12 protein-coding genes are annotated in these 16,078 nt (G+C 60.9%); 3 read left to right on the plus strand and 9 right to left on the minus strand.

Annotation, left to right across the window (positions count from 1 at the left end; genetic code table 11):
• Positions 1 to 115: 115 nt before the first annotated feature.
• The 6 genes from phaR to FH08_RS0100385 all read right to left on the minus strand — a co-directional run bounded on the left by phaR (position 116) and on the right by FH08_RS0100385 (position 7,835).
• Positions 116 to 754 carry a polyhydroxyalkanoate synthesis repressor PhaR gene (gene phaR, locus FH08_RS0100355; RefSeq protein WP_051887581.1) on the minus strand — a complete coding sequence of 213 codons (639 nt, stop codon included), beginning with the start codon at positions 752 to 754 and terminating at the stop codon, positions 116 to 118.
• 174 nt (positions 755 to 928) lie between these two features.
• A complete protein-coding gene (locus tag FH08_RS0100365; protein ID WP_031356402.1) occupies positions 929 to 1,669 on the minus strand; it encodes a 3-ketoacyl-ACP reductase in 741 nt (246 codons plus the stop codon).
• Positions 1,670 to 1,763: 94 nt separating this feature from the next.
• A complete protein-coding gene (locus tag FH08_RS0100370) occupies positions 1,764 to 2,945 on the minus strand; it encodes an acetyl-CoA C-acetyltransferase (protein ID WP_031356403.1) in 1,182 nt (393 codons plus the stop codon).
• Between the two features lie 352 nt (positions 2,946 to 3,297).
• The gene (gene phaC, locus FH08_RS0100375) at positions 3,298 to 5,175 is read right to left on the minus strand and encodes a class I poly(R)-hydroxyalkanoic acid synthase (RefSeq protein ID WP_235210241.1); all 1,878 of its coding nucleotides are present in this window, start codon (positions 5,173 to 5,175) and stop codon (positions 3,298 to 3,300) included.
• Between the two features lie 510 nt (positions 5,176 to 5,685).
• Positions 5,686 to 6,579, minus strand: a complete 894-nt coding sequence (gene pgeF / locus FH08_RS0100380; protein ID WP_081889307.1) for a peptidoglycan editing factor PgeF — start codon at positions 6,577 to 6,579, stop codon at positions 5,686 to 5,688.
• Between the two features lie 5 nt (positions 6,580 to 6,584).
• Positions 6,585 to 7,835, minus strand: coding sequence for an RluA family pseudouridine synthase (locus tag FH08_RS0100385; RefSeq protein ID WP_031356406.1), 1,251 nt, complete (start codon positions 7,833 to 7,835; stop codon positions 6,585 to 6,587).
• Between the two features lie 144 nt (positions 7,836 to 7,979).
• On the opposite strand from FH08_RS0100385, the gene FH08_RS0100390 reads away from it, so the two are divergent.
• The gene (locus FH08_RS0100390) at positions 7,980 to 8,765 is read left to right on the plus strand and encodes an outer membrane protein assembly factor BamD (RefSeq protein ID WP_235210249.1); all 786 of its coding nucleotides are present in this window, start codon (positions 7,980 to 7,982) and stop codon (positions 8,763 to 8,765) included.
• 423 nt (positions 8,766 to 9,188) lie between these two features.
• Complete coding sequence (locus FH08_RS0100395; RefSeq protein WP_031356408.1) at positions 9,189 to 9,593, plus strand: hypothetical protein; 405 nt, start codon at positions 9,189 to 9,191, stop codon at positions 9,591 to 9,593.
• An 18-nt stretch (positions 9,594 to 9,611) separates the two neighbouring features.
• Here FH08_RS0100395 and FH08_RS0100400 read toward each other — a convergent pair whose 3' ends face one another.
• From FH08_RS0100400 to FH08_RS0100410, 3 genes are all read right to left on the minus strand, one after another.
• Complete coding sequence (locus tag FH08_RS0100400; protein WP_081889308.1) at positions 9,612 to 11,942, minus strand: ATP-dependent DNA helicase; 2,331 nt, start codon at positions 11,940 to 11,942, stop codon at positions 9,612 to 9,614.
• A gap of 111 nt (positions 11,943 to 12,053) precedes the next feature.
• A complete protein-coding gene (locus FH08_RS0100405) occupies positions 12,054 to 12,281 on the minus strand; it encodes a DUF465 domain-containing protein (protein ID WP_031356410.1) in 228 nt (75 codons plus the stop codon).
• A 75-nt stretch (positions 12,282 to 12,356) separates the two neighbouring features.
• On the minus strand, positions 12,357 to 13,403 hold the full coding sequence (locus tag FH08_RS0100410) for a colicin transporter (RefSeq protein WP_235210242.1): 1,047 nt from the start codon (positions 13,401 to 13,403) through the stop codon (positions 12,357 to 12,359).
• 246 nt (positions 13,404 to 13,649) lie between these two features.
• Between FH08_RS0100410 and FH08_RS0100420 the strand changes: the two genes are divergently transcribed.
• Positions 13,650 to 16,007 (plus strand): Tex family protein, encoded by a 2,358-nt coding sequence (locus tag FH08_RS0100420; RefSeq protein WP_031356412.1) that lies wholly within the window; start codon positions 13,650 to 13,652, stop codon positions 16,005 to 16,007.
• Positions 16,008 to 16,078 lie beyond the last annotated feature (71 nt).

The raw sequence follows: 16,078 nt of genomic DNA on the forward strand, positions 1-16,078 counted from the left end.
GCGTTTCCTTCGGATATCCGAAGGAAACAAAGCTGTCCTTCCACGCGCCTGGATACCGCGCGACCTTCCAGGCCGTCGCAAGTGTGGTTCAAACCAAACCCCGCGTGATCCCCGCTTACTTCTTCTCCGGCGTGCCGCCCGGCGGAGTCGTAGCCGTAGTAGCAGTCGGCGTCCCGGCCGCAGCCGTAGCCGTAGCCCCAGCCGTCCCCGGCGTAGGGAACGGGAACGTGTTGAACATTGACTTCGCCTGGGTCTGCATCTGCTCCTGCATCTGCACGAACATGTTCTTCGATTGCTCGATATAGCTCGTCATCATCCCCTGCATCATGGGCGCCTGCATGTTCATGAACTGCGACCAGACTTCAGGATTGAGCGGCACCGCATTACCGTCGATCAGCCCTTTCGACTGGTCGGTGAGCTTGTGCTGGATGTCGATGAACGCCTGGATATTCTTCTCCAGATACGTGCCCATCATGCCCTGCATCGCGTTGCCGTAGAAGCGGATGATCTGCGAAAGCATGACCGATGAAAACATCGGCAGGCCGCCGCTCTCTTCTTCCAGAATGATCTGCAGCAAGATACTGCGCGTCAGGTCCTCGGCGGACTTGGCGTCCATCACCTTGAACTCTTCCTGGTCGAGCACAAGCTGTTTGACGTCGGAAAGCGTGATGTAGGTGCTGGTTTCGGTATCGTAGAGCCGGCGATTCGGATATTTTTTTATGAGTCGTTCGGCGGATTTCTTTGTAGTGGTCATGTAACGCCTTTAAACGCAAAACTCAAACTGTGCCGACGGACTCCGCGTAATTGAAAGCGACGCAAGCCGCCGGTTCGTAGTCGGTGCCGGCGAACCGGCATCCAGTCGTAACGCCCCGCTCCGACGCGGGACGCGCGGCGCGCACAACCTGATGGCGCGCCGCTTGAAACACCCTCACCCCATGTGCAAGCCGCCATTCAGCGAGAAGTCAGCACCCGTGGAAAAGCCCGATTCCTCCGATGCCAGCCACGCCACGATCGAACCAATTTCCTCCGGCCGCCCAAGCCGGCGAACCGGAATGGTCGCGACAATCTTCTCGAGCACGTCCGGGCGAATCGACTTCACCATATCCGTCCCGATGTACCCCGGCGAAATGGTGTTGACCGTCACGCCCTTGGTCGCCACTTCCTGCGCGAGCGCCATCGTGAAGCCGTGAATGCCGGCCTTCGCAGTGGAATAGTTGGTCTGGCCGAACTGCCCTTTCTGACCATTCACCGACGAAATATTGATCACACGCCCGAAACCACGCTCGACCATGCCGTCGATCACCTGCTTCGTCACGTTGAACAGGCTCGTCAGGTTGGTATCGATGACCGCGGTCCAGTCTTCGTGCGTCATCTTCCGGAACACGACGTCGCGCGTGATACCCGCGTTGTTCACCAGGATATCGACTTCGCCGACTTCGGCCTTGACCTTGTCGAAGGCAAGCTTGGTCGACTCCCAGTCGCCCACGTTGCCTTCAGAAGCAATGACGTCATACCCCAGCGCCTTTTGCTCTTCGAGCCATTTGACCCGGCGCGGCGAATTCGGCCCACAGCCCGCGACGACCGTGTAGCCGTCCTTATGCAGCCGCTGGCAGATACTCGTACCAATGCCGCCCATGCCGCCCGTCACATACGCTACTCGTTTCGTCATTGCTCGCTCCATTTATCGTTATGCGCGCTCGCGGCGTGCCGGGCGTACTGCCGACCCGAACCGCGGCGCGCGGTGCTTGTCGCACACTGTCTCCCTACGGCCGCTCGACAGCGAGCGCCACGCCCATACCGCCGCCGATGCACAGCGACGCCAGTCCCTTCTTCGCATCGCGTTTCTGCATTTCATGCAGCAGCGTGACCAGAATCCGGCAGCCGGACGCACCAATCGGATGACCGATCGCGATTGCCCCGCCGTTCACGTTGATCTTCGACGTGTCCCAGCCCATCTGCTGATGCACGGCCAGCGCCTGCGCTGCAAATGCTTCGTTGATTTCCATCAGGTCGAGGTCCGACGCGGACCAGCCGGCGCGTTCCAGGCAGCGCTTCGATGCCGGGACCGGACCTATGCCCATCACTTTCGGATCGACGCCCGCGTTCGCGTACGCCTTGATGCGCGCGATCGGCGTGAGACCCAGCGCCTCGGCTTTTTTCGCCGACATCACGATTACGCCCGCGGCGCCATCGTTAAGACCCGAGGCGTTTGCCGCAGTCACGGTGCCTTCCTTCGAGAACGCCGGCTTAAGGCCGGACAGCGATTCGGCTGTCACGCCATGGCGCACGAATTCGTCGGTGGCAAAACGCAGCGGCTCGCCTTTGCGCTGGGGAATTTCAACGGGCACGATTTCATCGTTGAAACGGCCCGACTTCTGCGCCGCTTCTGCCTTGTTTTGCGACAGCGCCGCGAATTCATCCTGCGCGGCGCGCGTGATGCCGTATTCCTTCGCGACGTTTTCCGCCGTAATGCCCATGTGGATCGAGTTGAACGCGTCCCACAAGCCGTCCACGATCATCGAATCGATCAGCTTTGCGTCGCCCATGCGGAAACCGTCGCGTGAGCCCGGCAACACGTGCGGGGCCGCGCTCATGTTTTCCTGGCCGCCCGCGATCACGATGTCGGCATCGCCCGCGATAATCGCGTTTGCCGCCAGCATCACGGCCTTCAGGCCCGATCCGCATACCTTGTTGATGGTCATGCCCGGCACCGAGCTGGGCAAGCCTGCCTTGATCAGCGACTGGCGTGCCGGATTCTGTCCCGAACCCGCCGTCAAAACCTGACCGAGGATCACTTCGCTGATCTGCTCAGGCTTCAGGTTCGAACGCTCGAGCAAAGCCCGAATCACGATTGCGCCCAGATCGGGCGCGGCAATCTTCGCCAGCGACCCGCCGAATTTGCCGACGGCCGTCCGTGCGGCCGATACGATCACTACGTCTGTCATTTCAGTTTCCTTTGAGAATCGAAAGTGCTAGCCCGGTTTTAGCCGGCTGACTGCATGGCCGGCTGGATGCGTATTCGCGCTTGCCCCTTGTTTGCCTGCGCCGTTTTCAAAAGGTGCAGGTGACGCTCTCAACAGCGCTGGCTCATGATTACAACAGCGGTTACATCAGCTTTATCAGGGTTTAGCAGCTGCAATAAAACGCTAAGTTAAAACGCTAAGTCAACACGCTAAGTAAGCGATACGTCGGTTACTGTCGACCGGTCACGCGTGAAATGCAATCGGGTCCGTTCCGCATGACCCGCCCTGGCCGTCACTCAAAAGTCATTAGGTCGTGCGGATCACGCAGAATATATTACTGGTCCCGCTGCAGGACATAACGTCCCGGCGCCGGCTCGATCACCGGAAAATCCTCAGACCCCAGGGTTGCCTTTGGCTTCACTTTCTTGCCGGCGTGACCATCGAGCCAATTCGTCCACGTCGGCCACCAGCTACCCGGATGTTCGGTCGCGCCTTCGAACCATGCATCGGGATCTTCGGGCAGGGTTTTATCGGCGTTATCGAGCAGCCAGAAACTGCGCTTGTTCTTCGATGGCGGATTGATCACGCCCGCAATGTGTCCCGATGCCCCGAGCACAAACGTCTGCGGCCCGGTCAGCAAAGGTGCGGACGCATACGCCGCCGTCCACGGCACGATGTGATCGTCGCGCGAACCATACAAAAACGTCGGCACATCGATCTTCGACAAATCCACCGGCTCACCACACACAGTCAGTTCGCCCGGATTGCGCAGGCGATTCTCCAGATACGTGTTTCGGATATACCAGACGAACATCGGGCCTGGCAGATTGGTCGAATCGCTGTTCCAGTAAAGCAGATCGAACGCCTGCGGCGTACGGCCCTTCAGGTAGTTGTCCACCACGTAGTTCCACACCAGATCGTTCGGGCGCAGATACGAGAACGTGTTGGCGAACTCGACACCGCGCATCAGCGCAGGCGCTTTGCCGCCTTTCCCGCCAATGGTCTGCTCGCGCATCTGCACGTGCTGCTCATCGATAAACACATCGAGCACGCCCGTGTCGGAAAAGTCGAGCATGGCGGTCAGCAACGTCATGGATGCAACGGGATGTTCACCCCGCGCGGCCAGCACGGCCAGAGCGCTTGCGAGCATCGTGCCGCCGACGCAAAAGCCCAGCGTGTTGATCTGTTCGCGCCCACTGATCTGTTTGACTATATCGATAGGCGTGAGCACGCCTTCCTCGATGTAATTGTCCCAGGTCTTGTGCGCGATCGATGCGTCCGCATTGCGCCACGAGATCATGAAAACCTGATGGCCGGCGTCGAGCGCATGGGCGACCAGCGAGCCTTCCGGTTGCAGGTCAAGAATGTAGAACTTGTTGATGCACGGTGGCACGATCAACAGCGGCCGCTCTCTCACGGTCGCCGTGCGCGGCGTGTACTGGATCAGTTGCAGCAGATCGTTCTCGAACACGACCGAGCCTTGCGTGGTCGCAATATTTTTGCCGACCAGGAAACCCGATTCATCGCTTTGCTGGATCTTGCCGCGCTGCATGTCGGCGAGCAGGTTCAGCATGCCTTTTTGCAGACTCTCGCCACGGCTTTCGATCAGCGCCTTCTGCGCATCCGGATTCAACGCAATGTAATTGCTCGGCGATGCCGCTGCCGCCCACTGCTGTACGGCGAACCTGATTCGCTCGCGGGTCTTGTGATCGCCTTCGACAGATTCTGCAAGCTCCTGCAGATAACGCGCGTTCAGCACGTACCAGGCAGCGGCGAATGCGAAACCGGGCGCGGATTGCCACGCGGCGCCGCTGAACCGGCGGTCTTTCAGCGTCGCCAGGTCGATGCTTTGCTCACCGGCCTGCTTGATGAGTTCCATGGCGTCGCGCGAGAAACTGGACTGCAGTTCCTGCAAGCGCTGGGGCGCGATAGCGGCAGTCGGAATATTCGGCATCGCGGACATCGCAAACGGCAACTGGCTGCTAGCGCTGCTACCGCCATTGCCACCACCAATCCCCGGAAATCCAGGAAACCCCGGGAAACCGCCCAGCGCCGCAAACGGATTAGCCGATGCTGATCCAACCGATTCCGCCTGTGCCGGATTCGCCTGGGCGGCAAGCTTTTGCCACTCGGCCGGGTCGGCTACCGCACGCCATGTGTTGAGCCACTGTTCGAACAGCTTTTGCACTGCCGCTGGATCTGCAGAAGGCATTCCAGCAAGCATCCCGGAAGGTATTCCAAAAGGCGCACCCGGTGCGCCAGGCGTTGCCTTGGCATCGGATGGAGGTGATGAACCGGGTGACGATAAAGATGAAGATCTGGAGGCAGCCATATCCGCGTTTGACCTAAGCGTCCCGAGAGACTGAGTTGCTGATGCAGGCGTGACGTGGGCCGCGTCGTCGTGATCGTCGCGCCGGGCTGCTAGACACCCGACCGCGATGATGTGACCTTGCCACGCCGTGCGCTTTTGTGAAACATTCTTGCTCCACGGTGCAAGGCGTGTCAATGCGTCGCCATGATTTTGACGCAGTGCGATATTTTTTTCATCATCGTTTTCCCGATGTGACGGGGTGATGAATGTCAGAAATTGTTGCGCAACATAAACGGCAATTGGCGCGGCCAGCCACGTTTTAGTCACGCAGCAAAAAACGTGCGCCGATCGCATAGGCGAACATCAGGTCATATGCGGTTTGAGTGGCGTCTATGCCGGTCTGGTACGGGTTTAGTCCGCCAGCCAGATCATCGCGGCCATGCGCCCTGTTGTCCGGTCCCGTCGATACGAATAGAACCGCTCCGCGTCAGTCATCGTGCAAAACGTTCCGCCTTGGACATTCCCGGACGGCACACCAGCCCGTTCCAGGCGCAAACGGGCGAGCGCATAGAGATTGGCGAGGTATTTGTGTTTCTCTTCACGCTTGGCGAAAGCGGCAACGGTCACATCGCGAAGTGCGGGATCAGCCGCAGCGACGAACGCGTCGAGCACATCCTCACCCACTTCGAACGCTGCCGGGCCAATCGCCGGACCAAGCCACGCGTGCAACGTGCCGGCCGGGGCGCCAGCAAGATGCGCGACCCGCTCCGCCGTCTTTTCCACGATTCCAGCCGCCAGTCCACGCCAGCCCGCGTGCGCTGCGCCGACGGCCCGCCCGGCCGCATCGCAGAAAAGTACCGGCAAGCAGTCCGCAATCATCACAACGCACACGACTCCCGCGCGATCCGTCACCGCTGCGTCCGCCTTGGTCACCGATGTGGGAGAACCGGCGCAGCGGTCGATCACCGCACCTGCATCCTCGATCTCGGCGCCATGCACCTGCTCGAGCCAGGCAACTGGAGCGCCAGTGAGTTCCACCACGCGCCGGCGGTTTTCCATCACTGCGTCGGGTACATCGCCGGTATGCAGGCCGAGGTTGAGGCCGCCACGGCTGTTCGCACCGCCATACGGCGCGGCGCTGACGCCGCCATTGCGCGTGGTTGCGAACGCTTTCACGCGAGGCGAAACCGCATCGGGACGGCTGGCCCAGCCGGGCCACAGGCAATCGTCGCTGCGAAACGGCTGATAACCCGCAAATTTCGTGGCGAAGTCAGCCTCGAATTCGGGCCCGGATGGCGTCACCATTGGCGTCATTCCTCGTCGTCATCCTCGTCATATTCGATTGGCTGCGACTCGTCCCAGCCGCCGCGCACCTGAGCGCCCCCATCGTCTTCATCGATGAAATCCGCATCCTCCGGATCGAGATCCGTCGCTTCGTCGCGACCCAGTCCCAGCTCCGCCGCGAGGGCTTCAATATCCTCCGGCACATCCGCGCGCCAGCTGATCTCGCGGCCCGTGGTCGGATGAATCAGCCCTAGCCGCCAAGCATGCAGCGCCTGTCGATTGAACCCATCGGGCAGCGGCTGCACCGAACGTTTGCCACGTGCATGGCCGTAGATGGGGTCCCCCAGCAACGGATGGCGGATATGCGCGCAATGCACGCGGATCTGGTGTGTGCGGCCGGTATCGAGATCGCAGTGAACCGCGGACACCGGCTGGTTGTTCCACATCGCGCGGTCGATGGTGCGGTAGTGCGTACGCGCGTATTTCCCCGATGCGCTCTCCACCACCGCCATGCGCGTGCGGTCGCGCGGATCGCGGCCAATGGGGGCGTCGATAGTGCCTTCGTCCGGCATCGTCCCCCACACCAGCGCGACATAGCGGCGCTTCACCGTGCGTGCCTGCAACTGCCGCGTCAGGACCGTCTGCGCTTCGAGCGTGCGTGCAACCACCATCAACCCGGACGTCTCCTTGTCCAGCCGATGCACGATACCCGCACGCGGCAAGCCGGCGGCGGCATCGCCGTACCGGTACAGCAAGCCGTTGAGCAGCGTGCCGCTCCAGTTGCCCGCGGCCGGATGCACGACCATGCCCGCAGGCTTGTTGATGACCACGAGCGCATCGTCTTCATAGACGATCTCAAGCGGCACCGGTTCCGGCGTGAACGCAAGCTGTTCCGGCAGCAAATCGGGAATCAGCGTAATGGTCGCTCCGAGCGGCACCGGCTGCCGGATCTTCGCGGGCGCGCCGTCCACCACCACGCGTTGCGCATCAATCCAGGTCTGCAGGCGGCTGCGCGAAAACTCGGGAAACAAGCGCGCCATGACCTTGTCGAGGCGCTCGCCGGCATACTCGTCGGGCACGAGGATCGTGCGTGGCGTTTCGGCGTCGGCGCGGCGCTCGTGCAGGTTGGTGGGCACGGGTTTGCCGTGAATCTCGCCTGCCGCGTCCGGCGCAGCGGCCGGTTCGGTCAAATCGTCCGGACGTGCGTCGTCGGCCGATGCGCTTGGGCTATAATCTTTGCTGCGATCTTTGGTACGACTTGTACTTGAGCGGGTCATTAGACTGAAAAGCTGGGAATTAGCCAGAAAGGCATGAGCTAGAAAATGCAAGCACTGATGCGAGCCGTGAATCAAGCTTTGAGAACCGTTTTGAACCCTGTCCGTCAACTGGTCCGACTATCGTCGAACACGTCTGTCAAGGTCATGGCGCTGGCTGCGAGTGCCGTCATTGTTGCGGGCTGTCATGGTTTGCCCGAGAAAACCGACGAAACGGCAACGTGGAATAACGGCAAATTATACTCGGAGGCGCAGGATGCGCTGACCGGCGGTGACTTCGGTAAATGTGCGAAGTATTTCGAGAACCTTGAAGGTCGCGACCCGTTCGGTCATTTTGCGCAACAAGCGCAGATCAATGTGGCCTACTGCAACTGGAAGGACAGTGAAACCGCTTCCGCAGATTCGGCCATCGACCGGTTCATCAAGCTGCACCCGGATCACCCGGACATTGCCTACGCGTACTACCTGAAAGGCATGATCCACTTCAACGACGATCTTGGTCTGTTCGGCCGCTTCTCCGGCCAGGACATGAGCGAGCGCGATCCTGTCTCGCTGCGCGAATCGTACGACGCATTCAAGGTCGTGGTCGACAAATATCCGCAAAGCAAGTATGCCCCCGATGCCGCGCAACGCATGCGCTACATTGTGAACGCGCTGGCTTCGCACGAGGTGCACGCAGCAGATTATTACTATCGGCGTGGCGCTTATGTGGCGGCCATCAACCGTGCGCAGCTCGCGATCCGTGAATACCGGAACGCGCCTGCAACGGAAGACGCGTTGCATATCATGATGCTGTCGTACGGCAAGCTTGATCAGCCACAACTGGAAGGTGATACGAAGCGCGTGCTGGCCGCTACGTTCCCTGACAGCCCGTACGTCACCGGCAAGTCGCGCCCGGGTAAGGAAAATAAATCGTGGTGGCAAATCTGGTAAGCGGTTTTTCACGCTGACCATTGCGACGAAACACCCGTTGGAAACCATCAAGCAATTCGGTTAAGTCTATAAAAATGCCGCGCTCATTCGGAGCGCGGCATTTTTTTCGGACTCCATTCTCGCAGGCCAGGCCGGGTTCCAGTCGTGCCAATTTCCCCCTCAAAGAGATGCCGCATTGAGCTTCATGATGTGAAGGGGAAGTGTGCTCGACCGGCAATTACACTCGGGTGACCGCGGGACATTACACACTGTTTGCGGGTGCGACCGAAACCTCTGTCATGTCCCGTTACACAAACAAGGAAAAATGTCCGCGGAATTCATACAATTATGAATAGCCGGTCCTGATTCGGGACAGCCTGCCCTGTGCAAGATCCGGCCAGGCGAATCAAATCTGAAATTGCACGGACAGTTGAGGTGATCATCATGAACGGGCGTAGAGCGTGCCAGCTATTGCTGGTGTTGGCGGCCCTGGGCGCAAGCGGCGCAGCCACGGCCGGGGGCTACTATCACGGTGGTTGCTGCGGCGGCGGATCAGTCGGGATCTATTTTGGCCCGGGGTTCGTCGGTGGCTACCCGTACCCCTACTACTCAGGATATTACCCAGGTTACTACCCGGGCTACTACCCTTATGGGCCTGTGCCGGTCGGTGACCCCGCATTGCCGGCGCAGTATGTCGAGCAAGGGCAAACGGAAACAGCCGGCGGCGGTGGCGGCGCATCGCAAACGGGCTACTGGTATTACTGCGGGAGGCCTGAAGGTTATTACCCGTACGTCAAGAACTGCCCCGCAGGTTGGCAGAAGGTGCCGGCCCAACCGCCCGGCAGCTGATCGCGCAGCGCAGCGTGCTCATTCGTCTTCCTGATCCACCACCGCTTGCCGGTCGGAGAAGAAAGCGCGCACCACTTCCAGTTCACGCGTGCGCGTGAACGGCGGCAGGCTTTGCCAGATGCGCCGGCCGTAGGGTTTATCGACGAGACGGGTATCGCAGATCATCAGCACGCCACGATCCGTTTCCGCGCGTATCAACCGGCCCGCGCCCTGCTTGAGCGTAATCACCGCCTGCGGCAACTGATGCACGGCGAACGGGCTCAAGCCCTTCTTGGTCAACGCATCCAGTCTTGCCGATAACACCGGGTCATCGGGCGGCGCAAACGGCAACTTGTCGATCACCACCAGCGACAGCGCATCACCCCGCACGTCCACGCCTTCCCAGAAGCTCTGGCTGCCCACGAGTATCGCGTTGCCATGGGAACGGAAACGGTCGAGCAACTCGGTGCGGCTGGCATCGCCCTGTACCAGCAACGGATAATCCCAGCCGCGCTGCTCGATCGTGTCACGCAGTCGCATCGCAATCCGATCCACCGCGCGCAACGTCGTGCAAAGGAAAAACACGCCGCCCTTCGATGCCTCGATCACAGGCAGCGCGCCATCGAACACGGCGTCGGTGAAATTCGGCGACGACGGTTGCGGCAAGTTACGCGGCACGTACAACAAGCCTTGCGTCGGGTAATCGAAGGGACTGGGCAGCGTCATTGAACGACGCGCGTTCAGGCCCATTTGCGCCGCGTAATGCGTGAAATCCCCCCGCACCGACAAGGTTGCCGATGTGAAGATCCACGCCCGCGGCACACCGGCGCGCTGCTTCGAGAAAATCGGCGCGACGGAAAGCGGCGTCTCGTGTAACTGCACCGTATGCGAAAACACTTCTATCCAACGGACCATCTCGTTGGGATCGGCTTTCGCCGCCGCTTCAGTTTCCTGCGCTACCGCCTTTTCGACAGAGGTCGGCGGCGCCGTCCAGCCACCCAGCAAGCCCTGCAATTCGCGCGCACGGCGCAACAGCACCCCAAGTGACTCGGCCCGCTCAGCGTGCTCGCCAAGCGCCTTGGTGAGTGCGTCGAGATGCTCTTCAAGCGTATCAAGCGCGTCGAATAGCGGATGGTCGTCGGCAAGCTGACCAAGCGACATACGCACCGATTCTTCTTTAAATGCCAGCCGCACGTCGCGCGCCGCACGTTCCAGTGCAGCGCCGAGTTTCGTCCAGTCCGAGAAATCGCGGGCGTGGCTCAAACCTTCTGCTACAGCGTCGCGAGCCAGTTCGAGAAACTGCGTGGTGGATACCGTTTCACCGAAAAACAGCGTCGCGGTTTCGGGCAACTGATGCGCTTCGTCGAAGATGACGGTGTTCGCCGTCGGCAGCAACTCGGCCATGCCGGTGTCGCGCAACATGACATCGGCGAAAAACAGGTGGTGATTCACCACGACGATATCCGCCTGCTGCGCCTCGCGCCGCGCCTGCATCACGAAACACTCTTTGTACTGTGGGCATTCCTGCCCGAGGCAGTTGTCACGTGTGGACGTGACCATCGGCCAGACGGGCGAATTCTCGGGCACGCTCGCGAGTTCGGCTTTGTCGCCGGTGCGCGTGATCTTGGCGAAACGGATGATTTCCTGCAGATGCGACGTGTCCTGACGCGTGGGCAAACGGCCGCTGTCGGCCGTGCGCTGCAGGTAGTAGTGACACAGGTAATTCGCGCGCCCTTTGAGCATGGCGACCGATACCGGCACGGCGAGCGCGTCGCGCACGGTAGGAATGTCGCGCTGGAATAGCTGGTCCTGCAAGTGCTTCGTGCCGGTCGAGACGATCACCTTGCCGCCCCACAGCATGGCCGGCACGAGATACGCGAAGGTCTTGCCCGTCCCCGTACCCGCTTCCACGATCAGCGTGTTCTCGCCGCCGTCGATTCCCGTCGATACCATCGCCACACCCAGCTCGTCCGTACCTTCCTCATGAACGACAGGCGCATCCGATGGCCCGAGCTTGCGCGCGGGACGGCGTTGCGTGTCGAACATCGCGGGTTCCGGCATGGCACGCCCGGACGCCTCCATGGCAGCCGCAACGGCGCGCGCCATGTCGACTTGAGAAGCGCGCGAGCGATAACCATCGATTTGCCGCGCCAGCAGACCCTCTGCGGCAAAAATCGCATCGAGTTCAGTGCGGCGCTTCGGTGCCAGCGTGAGCGAAAGCGTGGTGTCGGCGACACCCGCCTTCGCGGCCGGCTTCAGCACGGCTTCCGCGTTTTCTGTGGGGGCATTGTCGGGCGAATTCAAAGGGACGTTCCTGCTTGTGTTCCGGCTTATGTTCCGGCTTGTGGCCCGATCTATGACTCGGGTCATGACTTGGGTCAATAAGCGAGACTTGTTCTACCCTTGCCAACGAGGCGTCAAGGGCGGCTGGCGTAAAGTTTTTCCGGGCCGCGCGTGCATCGAATGTGCATCATGTGCACGTCAAGGATTCAAGCGCATGTCCGGTTCCAACTGCAATTGCAGCAGGATGATTGTGTCCTTGACCTTGAGCTTGCGCTTCTTGAGGCGCCTGATCTCGAGGTCGTTGATGCCGGGAACCTCAGCCATCTTGCCGATAAGACAATCCAGGCCGTGATGCTCCGCTTCCAGCTGCCCGATCCGTTCCCGGATCGTGCCTGTGTCGACTGCTGCTGCAGGATATGCATGCATATTCGCCTCCCCTGGTCGCGGCGGACCGCTTCAGATTGCCGGCGGCATCGCCCGAGGTTGCTGTACGGCCCCGGCTTACTTGGATTGCTGCTGTTGTTGCTGCTGCTGTTGCTTGAGTTCTGCCTGATGCGCCTGGTCTGCCGCGTCCTGCTGTGCACGCTGTTGCTGCTTGGCGGCCGCTTCCTTCTGCCGGGACTGGACTTCCGTCTGATGCTCGGCAGCGTCACGTTGCTTGGCCGCAAAGCGCTCCGCCTTGTCCTCGCGGTCTTTTGCGTCCTGCACACCGCGCGCGGCGGCATCGGCCAGTTTTTTCTGGTAATCCGCCTGCTTGCGATCGTAATCGGCCTGGTTCGCCGCACGCTGCGGCGCTTCCGCGTTTCGCTGCGCCGCCGACAACTCGTTCTGGCGCTGCTTCTCTGCAAACGATTCTTCGCTCGCCTTCTCGGTCGCCGCGCGCTGCGGCGCCTCGGACACGTACTGCGCGCGTTTGATCGCCGTTTGCTGGTCACGCTGCTGCGCGTGTTGCAGACGCTGTTCGTCGTCGAGCGCCAGTTGTTCCTTGCGAATTTGCTGAGCTACCGCACGCTTGGCGTCACGCGCTTTGTCCAGGCAGTGATTGACGAAGAAATCGCTGTAGCAATCGTGCTGCTTGACCCCATAGCGATAGTTGTTCTCCGCGCTGCGAACGTCCAACGCCTTTTGTCGAGCGGAGAAACCATTTGGATCGGCAGTGTCTTGCGCTTCGCCGGCATCGATTGCACCATTTGCGCCGATCTGACCCGACGCCCGGCTTGCCGGCACGCCCGATGCCGCTTGCGCAGCAGTGCCTTGCGCGCCGCTTTCATCGAGCGGCGTTTGCGTGACCGAGGTACCCGGATTGATGGGCTTAGGTGTCTGCGCCATTGCAGCCGTGCCGACACCCGCGCAAGCTAGCGCGAACAATAATGCCGCAACGGGCCGCGCGAACTGCAAGGCCTGCCGCGACAATCCAGCCAGCGGAACGACCGACAGCACGGCTGGTCGCGCGATGGCAACACCGCCGCCCGATGCGGCCTGACCGGTCGAGGCGAACGAATCGACTGGAGCAGTCGGCAAAGCGGGCGAAAGGCGGGAAGTCGGCAACGTGATAGCCAGCGTGAAGGACAAGAAAACGGACAAGGAGACTAACAATGGCGTGAAAAAGCATCTTCTACGATGCCGAAATTCTATCACCGCGCGCCGGGGCCCTCCGGCATTTATGGCAAAATGCCCCGCTTCACCAACCCGGCAAACGTGTTCGCGCGGCTTACAGTGAAATGCGAGTGAAATTCGAGTGAAGCGCACGGTACGAAAAGCCCTTGATGAGCCAGCAGGCTGACGCAGACCCCCATGACGGAAACCGTAGCACTCAAGATTGTCCAGCGCATCGCCTCCGAGTTGAATGTGCAGCCGCGGCAGGTCGCCGCGACCGTGCAGCTTCTCGATGAAGGCGCAACAGTTCCGTTTATCGCCCGATATAGAAAGGAAATCACGGGCAATCTCGACGACACGCAATTGCGCAATCTCGAGGAACGGCTCATCTATATTCGCGAGCTGGAAGACCGGCGCGCGACGATTGTCCAGAGCATCGAAGAGCAGGGCAAGCTCACGCCCGAGCTGCGCGCAGCCGTCGAAGGCGCCGACAGCAAACAGGTGCTTGAAGACCTGTATCTCCCTTACAAACCGAAGCGCCGCACACGTGCGCAGATCGCCCGTGAAGCCGGCCTGCAGCCGCTCGCGGATGCCCTCCTCGCCGATCCGACGCTCGATCCGCAAACGCAAGCCGCGCATTACATCGACGCCGAAAAAGGAGTCGCCGATATCAAGGCCGCGCTCGATGGCGCCCGCGACATCCTCTCGGAGCAGTTCGGCGAAACGGCGGAAATTCTGGGTAAGGTTCGCGATTACCTGTTCAAGCAAGGCAGCGTGATTTCGACCGTCGTGCTGGGCAAAGAAACCGAGGAAGGCGAGAAATTCCGCGACTACTACGACTACTCGGAAACCATCCGTACGGTCCCGTCGCACCGGGCGTTAGCTCTTTTTCGCGGGCGCAATGCCGGCGTATTGATGGTCAAACTGGGCCTGGGCGAAGAGCTCGACGCACAAGTGCCGCATCCTGGCGAAGCGCTGATCGCTCGCCACGTGGGTATCGCGAATCAGGGCCGGCCAGCCGATAAATGGCTCTCGGACGTGTGCCGCTGGTGCTGGCGCGTGAAGGTGCAACCGAATATCGAAAATGACCTGCTGACGAATTTGCGCGAAGAAGCCGAAGCCGAGGCCATTCGGGTATTTGCACGCAACCTGAAGGACCTTTTGCTCGCCGCTCCGGCAGGTCCGAAAGCCGTGATCGGCCTCGATCCCGGCATGCGTACCGGTGTAAAAGTGGCCGTGGTCGATCGCACCGGCAAGCTGCTCGCCACCGATGTGATCTATCCGCACGAACCACGTCGCGACTGGGACGGTTCGCTCGCCAAGCTCGCGCGGATCGCCGCGCAGACGCAGGCCGAGTTGATCAGTATTGGCAATGGCACGGCGTCGCGCGAGACCGACAAGCTCGCGAGCGAATTGATCGCGAAACATCCGGAACTGAAGCTGCAGAAGATCGTGGTGTCCGAAGCCGGAGCATCGATTTATTCGGCGTCCGAACTGGCATCGAAGGAATTTCCTGATCTCGATGTCACGCTGCGTGGGGCAGTATCCATCGCGCGGCGGCTGCAGGATCCGCTCGCGGAACTCGTCAAGATCGATCCGAAAGCGATCGGTGTGGGCCAGTATCAGCACGACGTCAATCAACGCGATCTCGCGCGGTCGCTCGACGCAGTGGTGGAAGATTGCGTGAACGCGGTCGGCGTGGACGCGAACACCGCATCGGTTGCGCTGCTTGCACGCGTGTCGGGATTGAACGCTACATTGGCGCGCAATATCGTCGATTTCCGTGATGCCAACGGCCCGTTTGCATCACGTGATCAATTGAAGAAAGTGCCCCGTCTCGGCGATAAAACCTTCGAGCAAGCCGCCGGATTCCTGCGCATCAACAACGGTGTGAATCCGCTGGACCGCTCGTCGGTGCACCCGGAAGCGTATCCGGTCGTCGAACGTATCCTGGCGAAGATCAAGAAGCACGCCGCCGATGTCATGGGCAAGCGCGAAGCGTTGGCGGGCCTCTCGCCGGCCGAATTCGTAGATGAACGGTTCGGTCTGCCGACTGTGCGCGACATCCTCGCTGAACTCGAAAAGCCGGGCCGCGATCCGCGTCCGGAGTTCAAGACGGCCACGTTCCGCGATGGCGTCGAGAAGCTCTCCGACCTCACGCCGGGCATGATCCTGGAAGGCGTGGTCACGAATGTGGCGGCGTTTGGTGCGTTCGTGGATATCGGCGTGCATCAGGATGGACTGGTGCATGTATCGGCGATGTCGACGAAGTTCATCAAGGACCCGCACGAGGTCGTGAAAGCGGGTCAGGTGGTGAAAGTGAAAGTGGTGGAGACGGACGTGAAGCGCCAGCGGATCGCGCTGACCATGCGTCTGGACGATGACTTCGCCGCTGACGGCGCGGCACCACAACAACAGCAACGCGGCGCGCAAGACCGCCGTGGTGGCTCGGGCGGCGGCGGCAGTGCCCGCGATGTCCGGGGTAATAGCGGCGGCAAGCGTGAACCGGAGGCGGGCAGCGCGATGGCGGCGGCGTTTGCCAAGCTGAAGAAGTAAACGAGCGATATGGCTCGATGAAAACGAAAACGGCCCGTCGCAAGAACGGGCCGTTTTCCTTGTAGCTGCTG

Source organism: Caballeronia sordidicola (assembly GCF_000729995.1).
In the GTDB taxonomy this organism is placed as follows: Bacteria; Pseudomonadota; Gammaproteobacteria; order Burkholderiales; family Burkholderiaceae; genus Caballeronia; species Caballeronia sordidicola_A.